We start from the raw sequence: 22,704 nt of genomic DNA, 5'->3' as shown, positions 1-22,704 counted from the left end.
ATTAAAAATATTAAGTTGCGCGCATCTCGCCGACCACGTTGCCGCGCACATTGCGGATCGGCTGACGCGCGAATTGCTCCAGCACCGCTTTCTGGTTCGCGTCCGGGTCGGCATGGCGGAGCAGCAACGCTGCGACCATGGCGTGGCTGGCCGCCATATTGCCGTCGTCGCATTTGAGCGCGTAGCCCCAGCCCTTGTCGCGGATGGCGCCGCATTGCACGCCCTCGGCCCCGCCCTTCTGCATGACGCGGCCCAGGAAGGCCTCCATCACCAGCGTATCCAGATGTCCCGTTCCCGCCACCAGATGCGGATGGCTGGTCGCGGCGTCAAAGAGCATTTGCGCGCCCTGCGCGTGGCCGGCATCGAGGCCTCTGCCCGTCGCCATCCGGGCAAAGCCGCGGGCCCAGGCGCGCAGCGGCGCGGCCCAGGTGGGGATCGAACAGCCATCGGTGCCGCAGCGATCTTCGGTGAGGTCCTCGCCGATCACATATTCCACCGCGGCCCGCACCGCGCGCTGCACATCGTGTTCCCGCTCGACATAGCCGTGGGTCGGAACGCCCATGGCCAGTGCCACGCTGAGCATGCCCGAATGCTTGCCCGAGCAATTGTTGTGCAGCGGGCTCGGGTCGCGCCCGGCCGCGCGCAGGGCATCGCGCGCCTTGCCATTGGTGGGCATATGCGCGCCGCATTCGAGATCGGCCGCAGACAGGCCCATGCGCGTGAGGAAGTGGTCGACATTGCTCACATGCTCGTCCTCGCCGTGATGCGACGCACAGGCCAGGGCCAGTTCCTCGGGCGTATGGTGAAAACGGTCGATGGCATGCCGGTCGAAAATCGCCAATGCCTGCATGGATTTGATGGCGGACCGGGGAAAGATCGGCCGGTTCACATCGCCGCCGGAAGCGATCACGCCGCCATCCGCATCGACAATGATGAGGGCGCCGCGATGGCGGTTTTCCACCCAGTTGCCGCGCACGGCCTCGGCGAGAATGGGATTGGCATCCATATGAAAAAACTCCGGTCCTGGCTGTTCACCACGAACAACCGAGGACCGGAAAAGTCAACATGCATGGGTAGGAGGTACGCAGTACTGAACAGAGACGACCGGGATCAGATGTCCCAGTCGGAAACTGGTGTGAGAAAGCGGGAATTGACCCAGCCCTTGGTGTCGCCGCGCTCGACCAGGCACCAGTCGGAGCTGTTCTCGACCTCGATGCAGCGCTCGACCCAGACATGCAGGCCGGGGGTGAAGGCGCCAACCTTCTGGGAATAGCTGGCGGGCCATTTGCGGACATTGAGATGATCCCACTGCGCCACGCCACTGACCTGGGCCAGCGTGTCGACCTGGTAGCCGGCGGCCATGGCCGGCTGGACCGCAAAGCCGGCGGCGGTGGTGATGATGAGGCCGCACAGCGCCGCGACCAGAACCTTTTCCTGTGCCTTGTTCATTTCCAATGCCCTCGGATTTCCTGTTGTTGGATGCACAATGGCACCCCGGGATTGAACCGGCGCTGAGTCCGCCGTTCAGATAGCGTTCATTCTCGGGGGCCAGGAGCGCGCCGGGCTCAGTTCATGTCCCGCTGATGGACATAGAGGATGACGCTGTTGCCGCCGCCAAAGCGCAGCGAAACCACGTCGTGCTGGTCATATCCCTTGGCACGCAGCGCGCTCATCAGCTTGGGATTGCGGGCGATCGGCTGGCGCAGAACATTGACATTTCCGTTCAGGAACAGCGTCCCGTAATTGTTCTTGCCCCAGACCGTCAAGTCCTCGCACACCGGCTGGAGCCAGATGCTGCGGTCGCGAATTGCCGTGATTTCAGAAGCACTTACACGGCGCATGAAACCCATCTCGTCGGCGCAGTTATGCTCGACGCTGGGGCTGGGATTGTTGGGGCCGCCGGGAATATTGGCGGCCAGGAACTGGGCGGCGCTGGGCCCAACCGACGAGACGGTGGCAAGGCCTGCGAGCAGGGCAAGGGTGGTGAACTTGATCATTTCCATAACTCCTCAATGGTGATGACGCGACCGGTTGTCCGGCCGCCTGCCGATGCGCTGCACCGGCCTTGAGCGAGGTTTTGCGCCCACCCGCTTGAACCGCCGCTGAGGCCGCCGTTCATCATTTGTTAACCCGCGAAAACCCGCCGCGCCTGTTGGCAGCACAGGCAATCCGTGACAAATTCGCGTGGAAATAGAGGAGGTTCGAATGGCCAAGGTTCTGGTGACGGGTGGGAGTGGAAAGCTGGGGCGGGCGGTTTTGCGCGACCTGGTCGAGCATGGCTATGAGGTCCTCAACATCGACCAGCAGGCCCTGCCCGAGCCGATCTGCCCGAGCGTGCGCATCGACCTGACCAATTTCGGCGAGGTCGCCGGAGCCATCCTGGGTGGCGTTGATGAACGGGGCGGCCCCTTCGACGCCGTGGTGCATCTGGCAGCCATTCCCGCACCGGGCCTTGCCGCCAATGCGCGCACGCTCTCGAACAACGTCACCTCCAGCTACAACGTGTTCGAGGCCTGTCGCCTGGCCGGCATCAAGAATGTGGTCTTTGCGTCCAGCGAGACCGTGCTGGGCCTGCCCTTCGACAATCCGCCGCCCTATGCGCCGGTCGACGAGGAGTATTTTCCCCGCCCGGAAAGCGCCTATTCGCTGGGCAAGCTGCTCGATGAGACCATGGCCGCCCAGTTCTGCCGCTGGGACCCGGAGCTGCGCATGGTGGGCCTGCGCTTTTCCAACGTCATGTATCCAGAGGACTACAAGGCCTTTCCCGGCTTCGACAGCGACCCGCGCAAGCGCAAGTGGAACCTCTGGGCCTATATCGACGCGCGCGACGGCGCCCAGGCGGTGCGGCGCGCCATCCAGGCCGATTTCAAGGGCTTTGAGGCGTTCATCATCGCCAATGCGGACTCAGTGATGTCGCGATCCAATATCTCGCTCCTCGCCGAGGTGTTTCCCGGTGTCGAGCAGAAGGGCAACATCTCGACCAACGGCACACTGCTGTCCATCGACAAGGCCAAGCGCATGCTGGGCTATTCGCCCCAGTTCAGCTGGCGAAACGAGGTCAAGTAGCCCCTTTCCGCCTGCCGCATAGGTCAACCGCAAGCAATTTTGCATCGGAAACGTGCATTTTCGGCACTTGCGCTTTTTGTGAGCACAAGCATAAGTGCCGGCAATGGCGAACCCTGACCTGTCCATCCTGATCATCGACGAGAACCGCATTCGCGCCTCGATCATCGAGGAGGGCCTGCGCGAGGCAGGATATGTGCGGGTAGCCGTGATCCATGACGTCAACGAGGTTGGCCGCACCATCTCGCAGACTCCGCCCGACGTCATCTTCATCGACCTCGAGAATCCCAAGCGCGATACGCTCGAGCATTTCTTTTCGCTGAGCCGGGCCATCCAGCGCCCGATCGCCATGTTCGTCGACCGCTCGGATGGCGCCATGATCGAGAAGGCCGTCGAGGCGGGCGTCTCCGCCTATGTGGTGGACGGCCTCAAGAAGGAGCGCGTCAAGCCGATCCTCGACATGGCGATCTCGCGCTTCAATGCCTTTTCCCGGCTGACGCGCGAACTGGAGGAGGCGCGCAGCGCGCTTGAAGAGCGCAAGATCATCGATCAGGCCAAGGGCATATTGATGAAGACCAAGGGCCTGGGAGAGCCCGAAGCCTACGCCCTGCTGCGCAAGACCGCCATGAACCAGAACCGTCGGCTGGTGGACATTGCCCAAAGCCTCATCACCGCCGCCAACCTGCTTGGGCCATAGGAAACGCCATGTCCCGTCCCCACCTTACCGCCGGCTTTCTCCCCCTGCTCGACAGCGTGCTGCTCGTGCTGGCCCATGAGCTGGGCTTTGCCGAGGACGAGGGATTTTCCCTCAGCCTCACCCGGGAAACCTCCTGGGCCAATATCCGTGACCGTACGGCTCTGGGTCATTTCGACATCGCGCTGGTCCTGGCCCCCATGCCGATTGCGGCCAATCTCGGCCTGACGCCGATCGCAACACCAATGATCACCCCGGTCATGACCGGTCTCGGCAATAACGCCATCACCGTCAGCGCCGACCTCTGGACCTCCATGGCCGAGGCAGGCGCTCCCGGCGATCTCGTGGCGGGTCCGGCCGGCAAGGCCCTGGCACAGGTGGCCAAGACCAGCGACCGCAAGCTCCGCTTCGGAGTGGTGCACCAGACATCCTCGCATAATTACGAATTGCGCTATTGGCTGGCGGCGAGCGGCATCATGCCCGACCGCGATGTCGAAATCGTCGTCCTGCCACCGCCCCTGCTGCCGGAGGCGCTGGGCGCCGGAAGCCTGGATGGCTATTGCGTCGGAGAGCCCTGGAACAGTGTCGGCGTCGTCAGGCATGGCGCCCGAATTGCCACGACCAAGTCATCGATCTGGCAATGGAGCCCCGACAAGGCCATCGGCATGCGCACGGACTGGGCCGAACGCAATCCCGAAATCGTCGCATCGGTGATCCGGGCGACCTATCGCGCCGCACAATGGTGCCAGGACCGGGACAATCGGCTCGAGGCGGCAAGCATCATGGCAGCCCCCGCCTATCTCAACCAGCCGACCGAGATCGTGGCGCGGGCTCTGACAGGCCAGATCGACGGCGGCGTGCAAAGCATCGACATCCCGGATTTCTTCGTGCCGTTTGACGGCGCAGCCAACTTCCCGTGGAAGAGCCATGCCCTCTGGTACTACAGCCAGATGGTGCGCTGGGGCGAGATCGCTGCAAGCCCCAGGCATGCCGCGCTGGCCGCAGCAACCTTTCGCCCCGATCTCTATCGGGCCGCGCTGGCGCCGATCAAAGCGACCGTGCCGGCCGACGACTATCACGTCGAGGGCGACAGAAAGGTGCGCCACCTCGTTCCGGCGCTGGATGGGTCGCTCGAGCTGGGGCCGAACCAGTTCTTCGACGGCGCGCTTTTCGACCCCGCCACGCTTGACGCCTATATCGCCGGACAACGCGATCAAAGCTGATCATTATTGGCGCAATTCCGAAAACTGCTTAAAAAGTTCGCACTACGCTATCGATCCTGCCCGTGCATCAGGCACTCCCTTTGAGCAGCGCGAACGGCGGATATCCGCTAAACCTCTGTCGCCGTAGGACGAATCCGCAATCGCGGCAATTGGCACGCTTCGTGCAGTGCAATTGGCGAGCGAGCTCCTCCCTGGACTGCTCACAGCTCTCGGCGTCCGAAGATGGGCGCTCCATGGCAAGGCTGCCAACTGACTCGCGTCCGGATCACTGACCGGCGCGCGGTGCGGTTGGTGGCCTTTTTGTATTGGAGCGCAGCACCAGCGTCGCGGGGCTTGTCGACACAAAACGGAGACGATGATGACTGCGACTACAAGCCCCCGGCCGCCACGCCACCGCCTCATCCCCCTGCTTACGGGCCTTGCATTCGGCCTCATGGCCAGCACGGCCAGTTGGGCGGCCATGCTTGACCTGGAGAAGGATGAGCTGAAATTCGGCTTCATCAAGCTCACCGACATGGCTCCCCTGGCCGTCGCGTATGAGCTTGGCTACTTCGAGGACGAAGGCCTTTATGTGACCCTGGAACCGCAGGCCAACTGGAAGGTACTTCTGGACGGCGTGATCACCGGTTCCCTGGATGGCGCACACATGCTGGCCGGCCAGCCGCTGGCCGCCACCATCGGCTATGGCACCAAGGCCCACATCGTCACGCCCTTCTCCATGGATCTCAATGGCAACGGCATCACTGTCTCCAACGCCGTATGGGAGCTGATGAAGCCCCATCTCGAGATGGATGCCGAGGGCAAGCCCGTGCATCCGATTTCGGCCGCGGCGCTCAAGCCGGTGATCGAGGCATTCGAGGCCGAGGGCAAGCCGTTCAACCTGGGCATGGTGTTCCCGGTTTCCACCCACAATTACGAATTGCGCTACTGGCTGGCCGCCGGCGGTATCAATCCGGGTTATTATTCCCCCGAGGACGTGTCCGGGCAGATCGCGGCCGACGCCTATCTATCGGTGACCCCGCCCCCGCAGATGCCGGCCACGCTCGAAGCGGGCACGATCGATGGCTATGCCGTGGGCGAGCCGTGGAACCAGGCGGCCGTCTTCAAGAAGATCGGCGTGCCGGTGATCACCGACTACGACATCTGGAAGAACAATCCCGAAAAGGTCTTCGGGCTCACGGCCGAGTTCGTCGAGGCCAATCCCAACACCACCATCGCCATCACCAAGGCGCTGATCCGTGCGGCCAAGTGGCTGGACGAGAACGACAACGCCAACCGGGCCGAGGCGGTGGAAATACTCTCGCGCTCCGAATATGTCGGCGCCGACGCCAATGTCATCGCCGCATCGATGACCGGTACATTCGAGTTCGAAGCAGGCGACGTCCGCGACGTGCCGGACTTCAACGTCTTCTACCGCTATTACGCGACCTATCCTTACTATTCCGACGCCGTCTGGTACCTGACGCAGATGCGCCGCTGGGGTCAGATTGCCGAGGACCAGCCCGACAGCTGGTATGATGAGGTCGCCAGGTCGGTCTATCGCCCCGATCTCTACTTGGAGGCCGCCCGCCAGCTCGTGGACGAGGGCTTGATCGAGGAGGCCGACGTGCCGTGGGACAGCAGCGGCTACCGCGAGCCGACCGCCGAGTTCATCGACGGCGTCACCTATGACGGCACCAAGCCCAACGCCTATATCGACAGCCTGCCGGTTGGCCTGAAGACCGGTGAGCGCGTCGAGGGCAGCGAAGTTGTCGCCAATCAATGATCGCCCGGGTGGCCGGGACACCGGCCACCCTCAGCCTCCGAGGACTGCGAAATGACCCTTGCAAGCGAAGCCCCCGCCTCCAGCGGCCAGCGCCGGCAGAAGCTCTTCACCGCCATCAATCGATCCGCCGCCTGGCTCAGCGCCCTTGGCCTGGGCTGGCTGGTCCCCCTGCTCAAGATCGCTGCCGGTGACGATCCGCGCGAACAGATGGGCGAGCTGCGCGACAGCCTGTTCTTCCCGCTCATGGGCATAGCGGTCTTCGTCATTGCCTGGGCGAGCCTCGCGCCTCAGGTGCAGACTTCGCTCGGTGCCATTCCCGGCCCGGCGCAGGTCTGGGAACAGACCGCGGCCCTGTGGCAGGACCATCTGGCCGAGCGCGAGAAGGAAGCCGAATTCTATGCCCGGCAGGACCAGCGCAATGCCGAACTGGTGGCTGAGAACCGCGCCGACGACGTCAAGTGGCGCGCCTATACCGGCAAGCCGACCTATCTCGACCAGATCCTGACCTCGCTCAAGACCGTGGGGCTCGGCTTCCTGATCGCCACCATTGTCGCGGTTCCGCTCGGCATTGCCTCCGGCCTCAGCCGCCCGTTCAATGGCGCGCTCAATCCACTGGTGCAATTGTTCAAGCCGGTTTCGCCGCTGGCCTGGCTGCCCATCGTCACCATGGTGGTCTCGGCGCTCTATGTTGATGCCAGCGAGGCGCTGCCCAAGGCGCTGGTCATCTCCGCCGTCACCGTGACGCTCTGTTCGCTGTGGCCCACGCTGATCAACACCGCGCTGGGCGTCGCCTCCATCGACAAGGACCTGGTCAATGTGGGCAAGGTGCTGCAGCTCTCCACTGCGACCACCATCACCAAGCTGGTGCTGCCTTCGGCCCTGCCGCTGATCTTCACCGGCCTGCGCCTCTCGCTCGGTGTTGGCTGGATGGTGCTGATCGCCGCCGAAATGCTGGCGCAGAACCCGGGCCTGGGCAAGTTCGTATGGGATGAATTCCAGAACGGCTCCTCCACCTCGCTGGCCCGCATCATCGTCGCCGTCCTGACCATCGGCATTATCGGCTTCCTGCTCGACCGGGTGATGTTCACCCTGCAGACCGCCTTCACCTTCTCCGGCAAGCGATAGGACCAGGACATGGCCCCCATTCTCCAGCTCTCCGGCATTTCCAAGCATTTTGGCGAGGGCGCCAAGCGCGTCGATATTCTCGACAATATCAATCTGGACGTCGAGGACGGCGAATTCGTCGCCATTCTCGGCTTTTCCGGCGCCGGCAAGACGACGCTGATCTCGCTCATGGCAGGCCTGTCCGAACCCGACCGGGGCGGCGTGATCTATCGCGGCCGCGAAATCGACGGCCCCGGCCCGGAACGCAGCGTGGTGTTCCAGTCCTATTCGCTGATGCCCTGGCTCAGCGTCTCCGGCAATGTCGATCTGGCGGTCAACGCCGTGCACAAGTCCAGGTCGCGCGCCCAGCGGCTGGAGCTGCGCAGGCGCTATGTCGAAATGGTCGGGCTCGGCCACGCCGCGGACCGCCGCCCCGCCGAATTGTCGGGCGGTATGCGCCAGCGCGTCGCCGTGGCCCGGGCGCTGGCCATGCAGCCCGAAATCCTGCTGCTCGACGAACCGCTTTCGGCGCTCGATGCGCTGACCCGCTCCAAGCTGCAGGACGAGTTCGCCCAGATTTCCGAGGCGGAAAAGAAGACCATCATCCTCATCACCAATGACGTGGATGAGGCCATTCTGCTGGCCGACCGGGTCATCCCGCTGACCCCTGGCCCGGCGGCGACGCTGGGCCCCGATTTCCGGGTCGATATCGAGCGCCCGCGCGATCGCGCCGCGCTCAATGGCGATGACCGCTTCATCAAGTTGCGGCGGGAGATCACTGAATATCTCATGGATGTCGGGGCGGCCCGCAACCAGGGCGGCGAGGCCGATCTGACCCTGCCCAATGTCGTGCCCATTGCCCGCGGCAAGTCGGCACGCCTGCCCAAGGCCTATGCCGAAGCGGCGGGGAGTGAGGTCGAGGCGCATTATCTCGACTTTTCCGAAGTCTCGAAGGTCTATCCGACACCCAAGGGGCCGCTGACCGTCGTCGACCGCTTCGACTTCCAGATGAAAAAGGGAGAGTTCGTCACCCTGATCGGCCATTCGGGTTGCGGCAAGTCGACCGTGCTCTCCATGGTGGCCGGGCTGAACGACATTTCCGGCGGCACGATTTCCCTCGACGGCAAACCCGTCGTCGGCGCCGGTCCGGAACGCGCGGTGGTGTTCCAGGCGCCCTCGCTGATGCCCTGGCTCACGGCGCGGGAGAACGTGGCGCTTGGCGTCGACCGGGTCTATCCGAAGGCCAGCCCGGCCGAGCGGCGGGACGTGGTCGAGTATTATCTCAACCGCGTGGGCCTCGGGGATGCAATGCATCGCCCGGCCTCGGAACTCTCCAACGGCATGAAGCAGCGCGTCGGCATTGCGCGTGCCTTTGCGCTCTCGCCCAAGCTCCTGCTGCTCGACGAACCCTTCGGCATGCTCGACAGCATCACCCGCTGGGAATTGCAGGATGTGCTCATGGATGTCTGGGCGCGCACCCAGGTCACCGCCATCTGCGTCACGCACGACGTGGACGAGGCCATTCTCCTGGCCGACCGGGTCGTGATGATGTCCAACGGCCCCAATGCGCGCATCGGCAATGTCATGGAGGTGGACCTGCCTCGCCCGCGCTCGCGCAAGGCGCTGCTCGCCCACAAGGACTATTACGCCTATCGCGAGGAACTGCTCGACTTCCTCGAAGCCTATGAGGGCGGCGCCAATCCGGACCAGGCCACGCTGGACCATATCCGCGCCAAGCGCCGCGAACGCGGCCAGTCGGTCGCGGCCGAGTGAAGAACAGCCCAATAAACATGCATTCCGAGAAGATGCAGCCATTTTGCCCACTCTTTAGGCATGAGGCCGGACATTGCAGCGGCACCCGGCCCGAACCCGGTCTTTGCCGTCGCAGAGAAACTCAGGCAAGTCACTGATATTTAACAGGAACCGCGTCCGTCCCCGTTCTGGCACGGTTCGTGCAATGTAGAATGCGAAGGAGCTCCTCCCAAGACGCTCTTCGACACACCGACGTCCAAAGGCGGGCGTCCCACAGGCAAGGTCGCCAACAGACACGGGCTGGTTCCTGAACCAGTGTCCTGTCGGTTGGCGGCCTTTTTGTTTTCCAGACCCAAACCGGAGCCCCATCCGATGTCACAGGATCAGACTTCAGGACACCCCGCCGCCCTCTCCACCGGATGCATGAGGAGCGCATGATGGAAAAACTCGTCGTCATCGGCGCCGGCATGGCTTCGGGCCGTGCCCTGGAGCACATTTTCGAGGAGGCTCCCGGCCGCTTCGACGTCACGCTGTTCGGGGCCGAGCCGCGCGGCAATTACAACCGCCTGATGCTCTCGCCGGTCCTGGCCGGCGAGAAGGAATATGACCAGATCATCACCCATGACTCGGCCTGGTACGAGGATCACGGTGTCCAGACCCGCTTCGGCGAAACCGTCACGGCCATCGACCGCACCCGCAAGGTCGTGGTCAGCAAATATGGCGAAACGCCCTATGACAAGCTGATCATCGCCACCGGCTCAGCGCCCTTCATCATCCCCCTGCCCGGCAAGGACCTGCCCGGCGTCATGGCCTTCCGCGATCTCGACGACGTCAATCGCATGGTCGAGGTTTCCAGGCGCCCCGGCGCCAAGGCGGTCGTCATTGGTGGCGGCCTCCTGGGCCTGGAGGCCGCGGCGGCGCTGCGGGCCCGCGGCATGGAAGTGGTGGTGCTCCATCTCATGGGGCACGTCATGGAACGCCAGCTGGACCCGGCCGCCGGTTTCCTGCTGCAGCGCGACCTCGAAGCGCGCGGTATCAAGGTGCATTGCAAGGCCCAGACCAAGGCCATTCTGGGTGAGACCCATGTCGAGGCCGTCGCCCTGGAGGATGGCACCGTCTATGGCGCCGACATCGTCGTCATGGCCGTGGGCATCCGCCCCGAGACCCGGCTCGCAGTCGATGCAGGCCTGCATGTCGAGCGCGGCATTGTCGTCAACGACCAGATGGTCACCTCCGACCCGGACATCCTGGCGCTGGGCGAATGCGTCGAGCACGAGAAGATCGTCTATGGCCTGGTGGCGCCGCTCTATGACCAGGCCAAGGTGCTGGCCAAGACGCTGGCCAAGGTGGATGCCGCCTTCCGTCCGGTGCAGACGGCCACCCAGCTCAAGGTGACCGGTGTTGCGGTCTATTCGGCCGGTGACTTCGCCGATGCCGAGGATCGCGAGGAAATCGTGCTGCGTGATGCCACTTCGGGCATCTACAAGCGCCTGGTCCTCAAGCAGGACAAGGTCATCGGCGCCGTGCTTTATGGCGAGACTGGCGACGGCCCGTGGTTCTTCGACATGATCCGCAAGGCCACCGACACGCGCGAAATGCGCGACACCCTTATCTTTGGCCAGGCCTATCAGGGGGGCGCTGCGCTGGACCCTATGGCGGCCGTTGCAGCCTTGCCGGATGATGCAGAAATCTGCGGCTGCAACGGCGTATGCAAATCCACGATCACCGGCACGATCGTATCCAAGGGCCTGACCGATCTCGACGGCGTGCGCGCCCATACCAAGGCCTCTGCCTCGTGTGGCTCGTGCACGCATCTGGTCGAAAAGCTCATGGCGATCACCCTGGGCGACAGCTACAACCCGGCCGCCGTCAAGCCGATGTGCCCCTGCACCGAGCATGACCACGGCACCGTCCGCAGGTTGATCGTTGCCAAGGGGCTCAAGTCCATTCCCGAGGTGATGCAGGAGCTGGAGTGGAAGACCTCCTGCGGCTGCGCCAAGTGCCGCCCGGCCCTTAACTACTACCTGGTTTCCGAATGGCCCGGCGAATACGAGGATGACGGCCAGAGCCGCTTCATCAACGAGCGCGTCCACGCCAATATCCAGAAGGACGGCACCTATTCGGTCGTGCCGCGCATGTGGGGCGGCATTACGAACCCCAGGGAACTGCGCGCCATTGCCGACGTGGCCGACAAGTTCGCCATTCCCACCGTCAAGGTGACCGGCGGGCAGCGCATCGACCTCCTGGGCGTCAAGAAGGAAGACCTGCCGGCCGTGTGGGCCGATCTCAATGCCGCCGGCATGGTATCGGGCGCCGCCTATGCCAAGGGATTGCGCACGGTCAAGACCTGCGTCGGGTCGGACTGGTGCCGCTTCGGCACCCAGGACTCCACCGGGTTCGGGGTACGACTGGAAAAATTCATGTGGGGGTCATGGACCCCGGCCAAGGTCAAGCTTGCCGTGTCCGGCTGCCCGCGCAACTGCGCCGAAGCCACCTGCAAGGATATCGGCGTCGTCTGTGTCGACAGCGGCTACGACATCCACTTCGCCGGGGCCGCGGGCCTCGACATCAAGGGCACGGAAGTCCTCGGCCACGCCAATACCGAAGACGAGGCTCTCGAGATCATCGTGGCCCTGACCCAGCTCTATCGCGAGCAGGGGCACTATCTCGAGCGCATCTACAAATGGGCCAAGCGCGTCGGCAGCGACAGCATCAAGGCCGCCGTCATCGACGACCTCGCCAAGCGCCGTCAGCTCTACGACCGGTTCGTCTATTCCCAGCAATTCGCCCAGGTCGACCCCTGGGAAGAACGCGTCAACGGCAAGGATGCCCACGAATTCGCCGCCATGGCCGAATTCGGGCTTCCGGTGGCAGCGGAGTGATCGCCATGACCGACTGGATCGAACTGGGCCGCATTGAGGCCGTACCGGTGCGCGGCTCGCGTTGCGTCAATACCCCTTCGGGCAAGATCGCCGTCTTCCGGACTGCGGAGAACGAGATCTACGCCATCGAGAACCGCTGTCCCCACAAGGGCGGCCCCCTTTCCGAAGGCATCGTGCACGGTGCCTCGGTTACCTGCCCGCTCCACAACTGGGTCTTCGACCTGGCTTCCGGACAGGCCCAAGGCGCCGACGAAGGTTCGGTGCGCACCTACCCCGTCAAGGTCGAAAACGGGCTCATCTACATCGCTCCCGACGTATTGCTGCAGGTTGCGGCCGAATAGGCCGCCACCGCTCCTCCCCCAAACCCAGGAGATTGGTCCCATGTCCTACGTTGCCCCCAAAGAACTTGCCGCCAAGATGATCGAGGCCGGCGAATCCAAGGTGTTCATGTCCACCAAGGATACGCTGATCCGTGCCTATATGGCCGGCGCCATCCTGGCGCTTGCCGCGGCCTTTGCCGTGACCATCACCGTCAATACCGGCCAACCGCTGGTCGGCGCCTTGTTGTTCCCAGTCGGCTTCTGCCTGCTCTACCTCATGGGTTTCGACCTGCTTACCGGTGTCTTTACCCTCGCCCCGCTGGCCCTGATCGCCAAGCGCCCGGGTGTCACGCTGGGCGGCGTGCTGCGCAATTGGGGGCTGGTCTTTGTCGGCAATTTCGCCGGCGCACTGACCACGGCCGTCTTCATGGCCATCATCTTCACCATGGGCTTCTCCCATGCGCCAGACGCTGTGGGCGAGAAGATCGGCCATATCGGTGAAGCGCGAACCCTCGGCTATGCCGCAGCAGGGTTCTCGGGCATGCTGACGCTGTTCGTCCGCGCCGTCATGTGCAACTGGATGGTTTCGACCGGCGTCGTGGCCGCGATGATGTCCACCACCGTTTCGGGCAAGGTCATCGGCATGTGGATGCCGATCCTCATTTTCTTCTATCTCGGTTTCGAGCACTCCATCGTCAACATGTTCCTGTTCCCCTCGGGCATCATGCTGGGCGGCCAGTTCACCTGGGGTGACTACCTGCTCTGGAACGAGATCCCCACCGTGCTCGGCAATTTGGTCGGCGGCCTGACCTTTGTCGGCGGCATGATCTACGCCACCCACTACCGCACTTCGCCCAGCCGCAACCCGGCCGCGATGGGCGCTTCCTCGGCGGCCTACAAGCCCGCCGAGTGATCCGCAGGAGGCCCCGCCCCGCTGACCCTGGCGGGGCCTTTGCCGTTTCATCGCCCAACGCGCTACGGAGACAATAATGACGGAACTGACCCGCGAAGACGTCACGGCCATGATCCTGACCGCCAAGCGTCAGGCGGGCCTGACCTGGGAGGGCATTGCCGAGGCCATCGGCATGTCGCCAGTCTGGACCCATTCGGCCGCCATGGGCATGAATGCCATGCCCCAGGACAAGGCCGAGGCCCTGGCCACCCACCTGGCCCTGCCACAGCAGGCCGTGCTGGTGCTGCAGGAAAGCCCCACCAAGGTGTGGACGCAGGCCGTGCCAACCGATCCCTGCATCTACCGGCTCTACGAGATCGTCGGCGTCTATGGACCCACGATCAAGGCCCTGATCCACGAAAAGTTCGGCGACGGCATCATGTCGGCGATCGATTTCGACATGCAGATCAGCCGGGTCCAGAACCCCAAGGGTGACCGGGTCAAGATCGAGATGTCGGGCAAATATCTCTCCTACAACGCCTGGTAGGTCGAGACACGACTGGCTCCGCCGCGACCGGCGGGGCCAATATCCGGAATTGCCGCCATGCTCATGAGACTGGATCCACCTGCACTTGCCGTCACGATCGGCCAGCACTCGAGTGCCGGCGGCAAGCCGCGCAACCAGGATTTTCACGGCGCGCTCGTGCAAGAAGGCGCGGCCCTCCTACACAAGGGCGTCGCCCTGGCCATTGCAGATGGCATTTCGCCCAGCCCCGTCAGCCATATCGCCGCGGAAACAGCCGTCAAATCCTTCCTGACCGATTATTACTGCACGTCCGAAGCCTGGACGGTGAAGACCGCCGCGAGCCGCGTGATCACCGCCACCAATAGCTGGCTCGCCGCGCAGGGCGCCGGTATCGAAGAGCGCGACCACGCCTTCATCACCACCTTCAGCGCGCTGGTGCTGAAGGGGCGCCGGGGCCACATCTTCCATGTCGGCGACAGCCGCGTCTGGCGATTGTCGGGCGAGACCCTCGAGCCGCTCACCCAGGATCATCGCTCGCAGCTGTCGGGCGGCAGCGGATATCTGGCGCGCGCACTGGGGCTCGAGCCCTCGGTGGAGATCGACTATCGCAGCCTCCCATTGACGCCGGGGGACATTTTCGTCCTCACCACCGATGGCGTGCACGGCGCGTTGTCACCGCGCGACCTGGCATCGCGCCTCGGCGGTCAGGCCAATCTCGACATCGCCGCGCGCGACATTGTCGAGGCCGCCCTCGCTGCGGGCAGCGATGACAATCTCACCATCCAGATCGTGCGCATCGAGGACCTGCCCGCCGCCGATCACCTTGCCGATCTCGACGATGGCCAATTGCTGCCGCCCGCCCCCCTGCCCATGTTGCCGGCCTTGCTCGATGGCTATCGGATCCAGCGCGAACTGCACGCCTCGAGCCGAAGCCATGTCTACCTGGCGACCGAGATCGACACGGGCCGCCGCGTCGCCATGAAATTCCCATCCGCCGACCTCAAGGAGGACGAGGCCTATCTTCGCCGCTTTGCGGCCGAAGAGTGGATCGCGCGCCGCATCCAGTCCGCCCATGTCCTGGCCGCGGCGCCGGCGCCACGGGATCGCAAGACGCTCTATACCGTCACCGAATATGTGGAGGGGCAGACCCTGCGGCAATGGATGGCGGACCATCCCGCCCCGCCCATCGAAACGGTCAGGGGGCTGATCGAGCAGATCGGCGCGGGCCTGAGGGCCTTTCACCGCAAGGACATGATCCACCAGGATCTGCGTCCCGAAAACATCATGCTCGACGCCGATGGCACGGCACGGATCATCGATTTCGGCGCCGTGCGCGTTGCCGGGGTGGTCGAGGCGATGCCCAGGAGCGATAGCGACGACATCCTGGGCACCCATCAATATGCCGCCCCGGAATATTTTGCGGGCCAGCGCGGGACGGAGCGGTCCGACATCTATTCGCTGGGCGCGATCGCCTATGAGCTGGTCACCGGCGAACTTCCCTATGGCGCGGCGGTGGCCCAGGGCCGGCGGCTCACCTATCGACCTGCCTTTGCCAACCGCCGGGACGTCCCCGCCTGGGTCGACAATGCCCTCCACAAGGCGGTGCATCCCGATCCGGCGAAACGCTACCAGGCGATCAGCGAGTTTCTCTACGATCTGCGCCACCCCAATCCAGCGCTCCCCAGTCTCGACCACCTGCCGCTGGCGCAGCGCAATCCGGTGCTGTTCTGGCAATCGGTCAGCATCGTCCTCGGCGGCGCCTGCCTGGCGCTGGTCTGGCTGCTGCTGCACCGATAGACGTTATGCACAAAATATTGGCAGATACGATTTTTGCCACGTTTTTGCGCGTTTTTCTTTGATCGCCCTCGGTGGACGCGCTATTGTCTCACCGTCGTCCAGAGTTGGGCGACCATTTCGGCAAAGCCGCCAACCCGGATGGAGAGCAGAGTGCTCTCGCTCCCGGTTGGCGGCTTTTCTTTTTGGATCAAGGCATGAACCCGAGCGCGGCGACCGGCACCATCAAGACAACCTGCCCCTATTGCGGGGTCGGCTGCGGCGTGCTGGCGACGCGGCAGGCCGACAACAGCGTGACCATTGCCGGCGATCCCGACCACCCGGCCAATTTCGGGCGGTTGTGTTCCAAAGGCTCGGCCCTGGGCGAGACGATATCGCTCGAAGGCCGGCTATTGCATCCCGAGATCGACGGCACCCGCGCCAATTGGGACCAGGCCCTCGATCTTGTGGCCACGCGCTTTAGGGCCGCCATCGCCGAGCACGGCCCACAATCGGTCGCCATCTATGGCTCGGGCCAATTGCTGACCGAGGACTACTACGTCGCCAACAAGCTGATGAAGGGTTTTATCGGCAGCGCCAATATCGACACCAATTCGCGCCTCTGCATGGCCTCCTCGGTGGCCGGCCACAAGCGCGCCTTCGGCTCGGACACGGTCCCGGGCAATTACGAGGACCTCGAACAGGCCGATCTCATCGTGCTGGTCGGCTCGAATCTGGGCTGGTGCCACCCGGTGCTCTACCAGCGCATCGTGGCGGCCCGCGCCGCCCGGCCGGAGATGAAAGTGGTGCTCATCGACCCGCGCCGCACCGTCTCGGCCGACATTGCCGAGATGCATCTGCCCATCGCGCCGGATGGCGACAGCGCCCTGTTTGTGGGCCTGTTGGCGCATCTCGATCAACTCGGGGCCGTCGACAGCGACTATGTGGCCGCCTACACGACCGGCATCGAGGCGGCCGTGCTGACCGCGGAAGACTGGCCCGTCGCGCGCGTTGCCGAGGCCACCGGCCTCTCCCCGCTCTCGATCACCCGCTTCTATGACCTGTTCACCCGCACCCGGAAAGTGGTCACCGTCTTTTCCCAGGGCGTCAACCAGTCGGCCGCCGGCACCGACAAGGTCAACGCCATCATCAATTGCCATCTGGCCACGGGGCGCATCGGCAAGCCGGGCATGGGCCCCTTTTCGGTCACCGGCCAGCCGAACGCCATGGGCGGGCGCGAGGTGGGCGGGCTCGCCAATATGCTGGCGGCACACATGGATTTCACGCCCGAGGCGATTGACCGGGTCGGGCGGTTCTGGGGCGCGGCCGATGTCGCGCAGGGGCCGGGCCTCAAGGCCGTCGACCTGTTTGCCGCCATGGCGCGCGGCGAGATCAAGGCCGTCTGGATCATGGCCACCAATCCGGTGGATTCCATGCCCGAGGCCGATGCGGTGCGCGATGCGCTGAGGGCCTGCCCCTTCGTCGTCGTCTCGGACATGAACCGCAACACCGATACGATGGCACTGGCCCATGTGCGCCTGCCCGCTGCCGGCTGGGGTGAAAAGGACGGCACGGTCACCAATTCGGAGCGCCGCATTTCGCGCCAGCGCCCGTTCATGCCCCTGCCCGGCGAGGCTCGTCCGGACTGGTGGATCATCAAGGAAGTGGCCCGCCGGCTCGGCTTTGGCCAGGCGTTTGCCTATTTCGGCCCGGCCCAGATCTTTGCCGAGCATGCCGCGCTCTCCGGCTTCGAGAACGATGGCGGCCGCGACTTCGACCTCTCCGGCCTTGTCGGGGCGGACTATGAAACAATGGCTCCAACGCAGTGGCCCGTGCGTTCGAGGCCCGCCGCCCGGATGTTCGGGGACGCCAAGTTCTTTACGCCCGATGGCAAGGCCCGCTTCGTGCCCGTACAGCCGCCGCCGCCTTTCGCCCCGTCGCCGGGTGTCCTGATGCTCAATACCGGTCGCGTGCGCGACCACTGGCACACCATGACGCGCACCGGCAAGGCCGCCCGGCTGTCCGCCCACATGGCCGAGCCGTTCGTCGAAATCCATCCTGCCGACGCGAACGCCCTGGGGATCCGTCGCGCCCATCTGGTGCGGCTCAGCAATCGCCACGGCGTCGCCGTGGTGCGCGCCCTCGTCACCGACCGGCAGCGGCGCGGCGAGCTCTTCGTGCCCATGCACTGGACCGACCAGTTCGCCTCCGAGGGGCGGGTCGATGCGCTGGTTCCGGGCAAGACCGATCCGGTCTCGGGCCAGCCTGCCCTCAAGATGGCGCAGGTGCATGCCGAACCCATGGGCGCCCGCCTTTACGGTTTCCTCGTTGCCGCATCGCGACCACGGATCGAGGCCGATTATTGGGCAATCGCACCGGCTGCCAATGGCTGGCGCGCCGAAATCGCCCTGCTCGATGAGCCTGGCGACTGGGAGGCATTCCTGGCCGCCACCTTTGGCAGCGATGCCGGCTTCCAGTCGCTCCGCGACGAGCGCTCGGGGCGCCGCGCCTTCGTACTCATTGAAAACGGCAGGCTGGTCGCCGCCCTCTATACCGCGCCCGATCCGGTACTGGTCTCGCGGCAATGGGCCGTCGACCTGCTCGGCGCGGACGACCTGACAGCCTCTATCGTGCTTGCCGGGCGTCCCGGCGCCGACCGGCCAGATGGCGGCGCCATCGTCTGTTCGTGCATGGGCGTGGGCATCAACACCATCACCGAGGCTGTGACGCGCCATGGCTGCACCACTGTCGAAGCTGTCGGCGCCTTGACGCGCGCGGGCACCAATTGCGGCTCCTGCCGCGCCGAAATCAGGGGGATTGTCGATGCAAACCGTCTCATCGCCGCAGAATAGCGCCCGGATCGCGCCACTTGCTGTCCTGCCGGTGTTTTTCGACCTCAAGGGCAAGCGCGTCGTCGTCATCGGCGGTTCGGAACCCGCGGCCTGGAAGATCGAATTGCTGGAGGCCGCGGGCGCGCAAGTCGAGGTGTTTGCGAAGGAAATTTGCGAGGAGCTTGTTGAACTTCTACGCCACACCCCTCATCCGCCCTCCGGGCACCTTCTCCCACAAGGGGAGAAGGGGACTCAGAGCCTCCCCGAACACCGGCCTACCCCTCTCCCCTTGTGGGAGAGGGTGGATCGGCCGCAGGCCGAGACGGGTGAGGGGGAGGCTGGAACGACCTCAGGCATCACCCTCCACCCCCGCCCCTGGCACCCCGCCGACCTCAGCAACGCCGCCCTCGCCATTGCCGATATCGAGGACGACGCCGAGGCCCGCGCCTTCATCGCTGCAGCGAAAGCGGCAGCCGTCCCCTACAATGTCATCGACCGGCCCGAATTCTGCCAGTTCCAGTTCGGCGCCATCGTCAACCGTTCGCCGGTCGTGGTCGGCATTTCCACAGCCGGGGCGGCCCCTATCCTGGGCCAGGCGGTCCGCCGCCGCATCGAGACGCTGCTGCCCCAGACCCTCACCGAGTGGGCCCAACTCGCCGCAAGGGTGCGCCACGCCGTGATGGACACGCTTGAACCAGGCCCGCAGCGTCGTGCCTTCTGGGAGCGTCTGGCCGAGAAGGCCTTCGGTAGCCGGGCGCCCGAAGAGGCCGACGCCGCCGTGACCTTTGCCGCCCAACCGCCGACTGGCCGGGTCACGCTGGTCGGCGCCGGTCCGGGCGAAGCGGACCTCCTCACCATCAAGGCTGTGCGCGCCCTGCAATCGGCCGATGTGATCCTTTTCGACGATCTCGTCTCGTCCGAAGTGCTTGAACTGGCCCGCCGCGAGGCCAAGCGCATGCTGGTGGGCAAGCGCGCCCAGCGGGAGAGCTGCGCGCAGGACGACATCAACGCCATGATGCTGTCGCTCGCCCGTCAGGGAAAGCACGTTGTGCGGCTGAAATCGGGTGACCCGATGATTTTCGGGCGGGCCGGCGAAGAGATCGAGATGCTGGAAAGTCACGGCATTGCCGTTTCCGTCGTCCCGGGCATTTCCGCCGGCATGGCGCTGGCCAGCCGGCTGGGTGTCTCGCTGACCCATCGCAATCATGCCCAGTCCGTCCGCTTCGTCACCGGCCATTCGCGCAAGGGGGCGCTGCCGGACACCCTCAACTGGACGGCCCTTGCCGACCCGGCCACCACCTCGGTCTACTATATGTCGCGGCGTACCCTGCCCGGGATTGTCGCAGAGCTCACCGCCAAGGGGATGAGCCTTCATACCCCGGCCATCATCGCCGGCAGCCTGGGCCGGACCGAGGAGCAGATCTGGCGCGGAACGATTGGCGAAGCCGTCTCCGCCGTCGAAGCGTTTCCCCTCTCCGCACCGACGATCTTTGCGGTGGGTGATGCGCTCCATTCCCGGCGCCGGACCACGGCTTCAGACGGGCGAACTAGGGAAATATCCGTAGGCACCTTGGCAAAAATCTGAGGCCCCACCACTATTTGCGGTCAAGTCAGGTTTTGATTAACCAAGTTGCTGCACGGTGCGTTCACCATATTGGAGGCACCGATGACTACCCCAAACAAGCTGCTACTTGCGGTCCTGCTGACCACCGCCGCCATTTCTGGCGCGTCCGCGGCCGACCTGGATTTTGACTATCCGGCCGTCATCGACATGACCGCCAGCAACCAGGTCGACTGGAGCGGCTTTTATGCTGGCGTTTATGCCGGCTATACGGGCGGCCGGGCGACCAGCACGTCTGTCGGCAATGAGACGCCCATCGATGTCAAAGGTGGTCTCCTGGGCGGCACGGTCGGCGTGAATGCGCAGTACGACAAGTTCGTGCTCGGCCTCGAAAACGATTTGGCCTGGAGCGGGGCGGAAGGCAGCGCGACCTGCGTCGGCAACGCGGCGTTCAACTGCAATGGCAAGCTGGACTGGCTGGGCACGACCAAGCTGCGTGCCGGCGTCGCCTTTGACCAGTTCATGGTGTTTGGCACCGCGGGCGTGGCCCTTGGCGGCATCACCGCAACGGTGGACCCTGTGCCCGGAGGCATCACCGGATCCTACTCTTCGGCCATCTGGGGCTGGACGGCAGGCGCCGGCGCCGAAATGGCCGTCACCGACCAGGTCAGCGTCAAAGCCGAATATGCCTATTACGATTTTGCCTCCGTTCAGGCAGAGGCAGGCACGGTCACGGCCGCCGGCGCAACCGACATCAAGTCGAGCGCCCATGTCCTCAAGCTCGGCGTCAACTACCGCTTCTAGCTCGATCGCTGGCTAACGCACCAAGGTCGGTCCTTGCGGCCGCCCTTCCTCTTTTCCGAACCCCTCACTTCATCCAGAACATCGGCGTCAAATCGAACGACACCGGCTCGTTCTTCTCGTTGGTGGCCATGATGTCGGCCATATGGGCCCACCAGCGCTTCATCACCTCGGTATTGGGCAGATCGGCCATGGTGTGGTCCACGCGCCGCCAGAGCACGCCGAAAAGCGTGTTGGTTTGCTCGTCGAGATGGATCGAATAATCCTTCACCCCCGCTTCATGCAGCAGGTCGACGAGTTCGGGAAAGATCGCGTCGTGGCGCTTTTTGTATTCGGCGGCCATGCCGGGATTGAGCTGCATCTTGAAGGCGTGCTTTTCGTAGCCATTGTCGCGGATCATGCGCGGCGCTCCTTGTACATCCGGAACAGGATCGGCAGTGCGATCACCACGATCAAAAGCGAGCCGGTGAAGATCGTCATCACGATGCCCGGCACGTTGAGAAGGCCCAGGCCGAAGGTCACGAGGCCGATGATCAGGGCCGCGATCACCACGCCGATGATGGAGCCCGCGCCCCCCATGATCGACACGCCGCCCAGCACCACCATGGTCACCACGTCGAGTTCAAAACCTTCTGCAATCGAGGGGCGGGTCGAGCCCAGCCGCGCCGTCAGCAGCACCGCGGCGATGCCGCTAATCAGGCCCGTCAGGCAGAACAGCACGAATTTTATGCGATCAACGCGCACCCCCGAGAAGCGGGCGGCGGTCGCATTGTTGCCGATGGCGAACACCCGCCGGCCGAAATTGGTGCGATGCAGCAGCACGTAAAAGATCACCGCGGCCACCAGGAACAGCACCAGCTCGAACGAGACGACCCACCAGACATAGCCCTGGCCAAACCAGGCGAACTCCTTGGGATAGCCCTTGAAGCTCTGGTCGCCCAGGATGATGAAGGCAATGCCGCGGAACAAGCTCATCGTGCCGATGGTGACCACGATCGAGGGCAGCTTCAGCCCCGTCACCAGGAAGCCGTTGAACGCGCCGCAGACCAGGCCCACGGCGATGCCGACCGCCACCAGCGTGGGCGTATCGGCGCCATATTGCAGTGCCAGGCCCATCAACGTCGAGGCCAGCGCGATGATCGAGGCGACCGACAGGTCGATCTCGCCGGTGATGATCACCAGCGCCATGGCCAGCGCGATCAGGCCCTTTTCGGTGAAGTTGAAGGTGAGATCGCTGAGACTCCAGGCGTTGAGGAAGTAGGGCGAGGCAAAGCTGTTAGCCAGGAAGATGGCCAGCGCCACCAGGACCAGCAGGCTTTCCCAGCTCATCACCACGGATTTCAGCGGATTGTCGAGCCGGTCGGGAAGGCGACGGCCGGTTGATGAAATATCGGTCATGATGTTGTTCCGTGAACATGCCAGGCCTGAGGCTCTTGCGCCTCCCTCCCCCTTGAGGGGAGGGACCGAGGGTGGGGGTGTCGAGGGTCGAACAAATCCAGTGTCCGCCTTGGCCGCGA

General features: G+C 64.3%; 19 protein-coding genes. 14 read left to right on the top strand and 5 right to left on the bottom strand.

Going from position 1 to position 22,704, the window contains the following annotated elements:
• Positions 1-10: 10 nt before the first annotated feature.
• The 3 genes from K1X15_RS04830 to K1X15_RS04820 form a co-directional block, all read right to left on the bottom strand.
• Positions 11-1,006 (bottom strand): asparaginase, encoded by a 996-nt coding sequence (locus K1X15_RS04830; RefSeq protein WP_220306350.1) that lies wholly within the window; start codon positions 1,004-1,006, stop codon positions 11-13.
• A 104-nt stretch (positions 1,007-1,110) separates the two neighbouring features.
• Positions 1,111-1,449 (bottom strand): SH3 domain-containing protein, encoded by a 339-nt coding sequence (locus K1X15_RS04825; protein WP_220306349.1) that lies wholly within the window; start codon positions 1,447-1,449, stop codon positions 1,111-1,113.
• A 116-nt stretch (positions 1,450-1,565) separates the two neighbouring features.
• Positions 1,566-1,997: a hypothetical protein gene (locus K1X15_RS04820; RefSeq protein WP_220306347.1), complete on the bottom strand. Its 432-nt coding sequence runs from the start codon at positions 1,995-1,997 to the stop codon at positions 1,566-1,568.
• Positions 1,998-2,205: 208 nt separating this feature from the next.
• Here K1X15_RS04820 and K1X15_RS04815 point away from each other — a divergent pair, with 208 nt between their 5' ends.
• From K1X15_RS04815 to K1X15_RS04750, 14 genes are all read left to right on the top strand, one after another.
• The gene (locus K1X15_RS04815) at positions 2,206-3,066 is read left to right on the top strand and encodes an NAD-dependent epimerase/dehydratase family protein (RefSeq protein ID WP_220306346.1); all 861 of its coding nucleotides are present in this window, start codon (positions 2,206-2,208) and stop codon (positions 3,064-3,066) included.
• Between the two features lie 103 nt (positions 3,067-3,169).
• The gene (locus K1X15_RS04810; protein WP_220306345.1) at positions 3,170-3,760 is read left to right on the top strand and encodes an ANTAR domain-containing response regulator; all 591 of its coding nucleotides are present in this window, start codon (positions 3,170-3,172) and stop codon (positions 3,758-3,760) included.
• Positions 3,761-3,768: 8 nt separating this feature from the next.
• Positions 3,769-4,980 carry a CmpA/NrtA family ABC transporter substrate-binding protein gene (locus K1X15_RS04805; protein ID WP_220306344.1) on the top strand — a complete coding sequence of 404 codons (1,212 nt, stop codon included), beginning with the start codon at positions 3,769-3,771 and terminating at the stop codon, positions 4,978-4,980.
• Between the two features lie 433 nt (positions 4,981-5,413).
• On the top strand, positions 5,414-6,745 hold the full coding sequence (locus K1X15_RS04800; protein ID WP_240549734.1) for a CmpA/NrtA family ABC transporter substrate-binding protein: 1,332 nt from the start codon (positions 5,414-5,416) through the stop codon (positions 6,743-6,745).
• Positions 6,746-6,796: 51 nt separating this feature from the next.
• On the top strand, positions 6,797-7,870 hold the full coding sequence (locus K1X15_RS04795) for an ABC transporter permease (protein WP_220306342.1): 1,074 nt from the start codon (positions 6,797-6,799) through the stop codon (positions 7,868-7,870).
• A 9-nt stretch (positions 7,871-7,879) separates the two neighbouring features.
• Entirely contained in the window at positions 7,880-9,622 is a 1,743-nt protein-coding gene (locus K1X15_RS04790; RefSeq protein WP_220306341.1) for an ABC transporter ATP-binding protein, read from the top strand.
• Positions 9,623-10,035: 413 nt separating this feature from the next.
• Positions 10,036-12,483: a nitrite reductase large subunit NirB gene (nirB, locus tag K1X15_RS04785; protein WP_220306340.1), complete on the top strand. Its 2,448-nt coding sequence runs from the start codon at positions 10,036-10,038 to the stop codon at positions 12,481-12,483.
• Between the two features lie 5 nt (positions 12,484-12,488).
• Positions 12,489-12,824 carry a nitrite reductase small subunit NirD gene (gene nirD, locus K1X15_RS04780; RefSeq protein WP_220306339.1) on the top strand — a complete coding sequence of 112 codons (336 nt, stop codon included), beginning with the start codon at positions 12,489-12,491 and terminating at the stop codon, positions 12,822-12,824.
• 40 nt (positions 12,825-12,864) lie between these two features.
• Complete coding sequence (locus K1X15_RS04775; RefSeq protein WP_220306338.1) at positions 12,865-13,716, top strand: formate/nitrite transporter family protein; 852 nt, start codon at positions 12,865-12,867, stop codon at positions 13,714-13,716.
• A 76-nt stretch (positions 13,717-13,792) separates the two neighbouring features.
• Positions 13,793-14,242 carry a cyanase gene (gene cynS, locus K1X15_RS04770; protein ID WP_220306337.1) on the top strand — a complete coding sequence of 150 codons (450 nt, stop codon included), beginning with the start codon at positions 13,793-13,795 and terminating at the stop codon, positions 14,240-14,242.
• 63 nt (positions 14,243-14,305) lie between these two features.
• A complete protein-coding gene (locus K1X15_RS04765; RefSeq protein ID WP_220307438.1) occupies positions 14,306-16,018 on the top strand; it encodes a bifunctional protein-serine/threonine kinase/phosphatase in 1,713 nt (570 codons plus the stop codon).
• 194 nt (positions 16,019-16,212) lie between these two features.
• Positions 16,213-18,846 (top strand): nitrate reductase, encoded by a 2,634-nt coding sequence (locus K1X15_RS04760; protein ID WP_220306336.1) that lies wholly within the window; start codon positions 16,213-16,215, stop codon positions 18,844-18,846.
• Entirely contained in the window at positions 18,818-20,410 is a 1,593-nt protein-coding gene (cysG, locus tag K1X15_RS04755) for a siroheme synthase CysG (RefSeq protein WP_220306335.1), read from the top strand. Before K1X15_RS04760 ends, cysG begins: the two co-directional genes overlap by 29 nt.
• 81 nt (positions 20,411-20,491) lie before the next feature.
• Entirely contained in the window at positions 20,492-21,190 is a 699-nt protein-coding gene (locus tag K1X15_RS04750) for an outer membrane protein (RefSeq protein ID WP_220306334.1), read from the top strand.
• Between the two features lie 64 nt (positions 21,191-21,254).
• Here K1X15_RS04750 and rhaM read toward each other — a convergent pair whose 3' ends face one another.
• Positions 21,255-21,587, bottom strand: coding sequence for an L-rhamnose mutarotase (gene rhaM, locus K1X15_RS04745; RefSeq protein WP_220306333.1), 333 nt, complete (start codon positions 21,585-21,587; stop codon positions 21,255-21,257).
• Entirely contained in the window at positions 21,584-22,585 is a 1,002-nt protein-coding gene (locus K1X15_RS04740; RefSeq protein WP_220306332.1) for an ABC transporter permease, read from the bottom strand. The genes rhaM and K1X15_RS04740 overlap by 4 nt, the downstream gene beginning before the upstream one ends.
• Positions 22,586-22,704: the final 119 nt, after the last annotated feature.

Source organism: Devosia salina (assembly GCF_019504385.1).
Lineage (GTDB): Bacteria > Pseudomonadota > Alphaproteobacteria > Rhizobiales > Devosiaceae > Devosia > Devosia salina.
Note: the sequence above shows the minus strand (reverse complement) of the source record. Positions and strands in the feature narration are given on the sequence as shown.

Coding starts and splice junctions, on each gene's coding strand:
- K1X15_RS04830 (WP_220306350.1), bottom strand. CDS start 1,006: ATGGATGCCAATCCCATTCTCGCCGAGGCCGTGCGCGGCAACTGGGTG.
- K1X15_RS04825 (WP_220306349.1), bottom strand. CDS start 1,449: ATGAACAAGGCACAGGAAAAGGTTCTGGTCGCGGCGCTGTGCGGCCTC.
- K1X15_RS04820 (WP_220306347.1), bottom strand. CDS start 1,997: ATGATCAAGTTCACCACCCTTGCCCTGCTCGCAGGCCTTGCCACCGTC.
- K1X15_RS04815 (WP_220306346.1), top strand. CDS start 2,206: ATGGCCAAGGTTCTGGTGACGGGTGGGAGTGGAAAGCTGGGGCGGGCG.
- K1X15_RS04810 (WP_220306345.1), top strand. CDS start 3,170: ATGGCGAACCCTGACCTGTCCATCCTGATCATCGACGAGAACCGCATT.
- K1X15_RS04805 (WP_220306344.1), top strand. CDS start 3,769: ATGTCCCGTCCCCACCTTACCGCCGGCTTTCTCCCCCTGCTCGACAGC.
- K1X15_RS04800 (WP_240549734.1), top strand. CDS start 5,414: ATGGCCAGCACGGCCAGTTGGGCGGCCATGCTTGACCTGGAGAAGGAT.
- K1X15_RS04795 (WP_220306342.1), top strand. CDS start 6,797: ATGACCCTTGCAAGCGAAGCCCCCGCCTCCAGCGGCCAGCGCCGGCAG.
- K1X15_RS04790 (WP_220306341.1), top strand. CDS start 7,880: ATGGCCCCCATTCTCCAGCTCTCCGGCATTTCCAAGCATTTTGGCGAG.
- nirB (WP_220306340.1), top strand. CDS start 10,036: ATGATGGAAAAACTCGTCGTCATCGGCGCCGGCATGGCTTCGGGCCGT.
- nirD (WP_220306339.1), top strand. CDS start 12,489: ATGACCGACTGGATCGAACTGGGCCGCATTGAGGCCGTACCGGTGCGC.
- K1X15_RS04775 (WP_220306338.1), top strand. CDS start 12,865: ATGTCCTACGTTGCCCCCAAAGAACTTGCCGCCAAGATGATCGAGGCC.
- cynS (WP_220306337.1), top strand. CDS start 13,793: ATGACGGAACTGACCCGCGAAGACGTCACGGCCATGATCCTGACCGCC.
- K1X15_RS04765 (WP_220307438.1), top strand. CDS start 14,306: ATGAGACTGGATCCACCTGCACTTGCCGTCACGATCGGCCAGCACTCG.
- K1X15_RS04760 (WP_220306336.1), top strand. CDS start 16,213: ATGAACCCGAGCGCGGCGACCGGCACCATCAAGACAACCTGCCCCTAT.
- cysG (WP_220306335.1), top strand. CDS start 18,818: ATGCAAACCGTCTCATCGCCGCAGAATAGCGCCCGGATCGCGCCACTT.
- K1X15_RS04750 (WP_220306334.1), top strand. CDS start 20,492: ATGACTACCCCAAACAAGCTGCTACTTGCGGTCCTGCTGACCACCGCC.
- rhaM (WP_220306333.1), bottom strand. CDS start 21,587: ATGATCCGCGACAATGGCTACGAAAAGCACGCCTTCAAGATGCAGCTC.
- K1X15_RS04740 (WP_220306332.1), bottom strand. CDS start 22,585: ATGACCGATATTTCATCAACCGGCCGTCGCCTTCCCGACCGGCTCGAC.